Genomic DNA, 1,023 nt, shown 5'->3' with positions numbered 1-1,023 from the left:
CCGGTCCTCGCCAGCGTGAACGGGCAGCCGATCCGCCTGGCCGACGTGCGGCAGGCCATGGCCTCGATGCCCGAGCAGCTGCGCAAGCTGCCTGACAACATCATCGTGCCGATCCTGCTCAACCAGCTTGTGGACCAGCGCGCCATCCAGGTCGCCGCCACCAAGTCCGGTCTGGACAAGCAGCCCGACGTGCAGCAGCAGATGCAGACGGCGGCGCAGAACGCGCTGCAGAACGCCTATCTGTCCGCGCAGGTCACGCCGTCGCTGACGGATGACGCCATCAAGCGTATTACGACAAGAATTACGCCAACAAGCCCGGTGCTGAGGAAATTCACGCCCGCCACATCCTCGTCCAGACCGAGGAACAGGCCAACGACATCATCAAGCAGCTCAAGGCGGGCGCCGATTTCGGCCAGCTTGCCGCCAAGCTGTCCAAGGATCCCGGTTCGGCCAAGCAGAACGGCGGCGATCTGGGCTGGTTCAAAAAGGGCGACATGCTGCCCACCTTCTGGGACGCGGCATCGGCCATGCAGCCCAACAGCTTCAGCCAGACCCCCGTGCACACCCAGTACGGCTGGCACGTGATCCAGGTGATGGGCAAGCGCACCGCGCCGACTCCGACGCTTGACACCATGCGCGACCAGATCCGCCAGAAGCTGATCCAAGAAGGCGTGCAGAAAGCGGTGAGCAACGCGCTGGCGCAGGTCAAGGTCGTCCGCTTCGGCCCCGATGGCAAGCCGCTGCCCGAGACCCAGCCCGAACACTGAGCGCACAATCGCCCACGGGCGGAAGCACTGATGTGTTTCCGTCCGGGGCTTCCCCCCGATTTCGCGTATTACACCGTTATTTCAGGATCCTGACCGACCATGGCCAACGCCCTGCCCCGTGTCCCCCCTCGCCCGGCCACTGCCTGAACTCCCGCCGCTGGCCGGCGTGCGCTTTGGCGCGGCCGAGGCGGGCATCCGCTATATGGGGCGGACCGATCTGGTCATGGCGGAATTCGCGCCGGGCACGACCGTGGCC

2 pseudogenes are annotated in these 1,023 nt (G+C 65.7%); both read left to right on the top strand.

The window, feature by feature from the left end:
- A pseudogene (locus tag JCM25156_RS26000) lies at nt 1-767 on the top strand (peptidylprolyl isomerase); the annotation flags it as partial.
- A gap of 67 nt (nt 768-834) precedes the next feature.
- Nucleotides 835-1,023 (top strand): annotated as a pseudogene (locus JCM25156_RS31715) (hypothetical protein); the annotation flags it as partial.

The organism is Komagataeibacter kakiaceti JCM 25156, assembly GCF_000613305.1.
The sequence above is the reverse complement of the archived record's forward strand: the minus strand, read 5'-3'. Positions and strand labels throughout refer to the sequence as shown.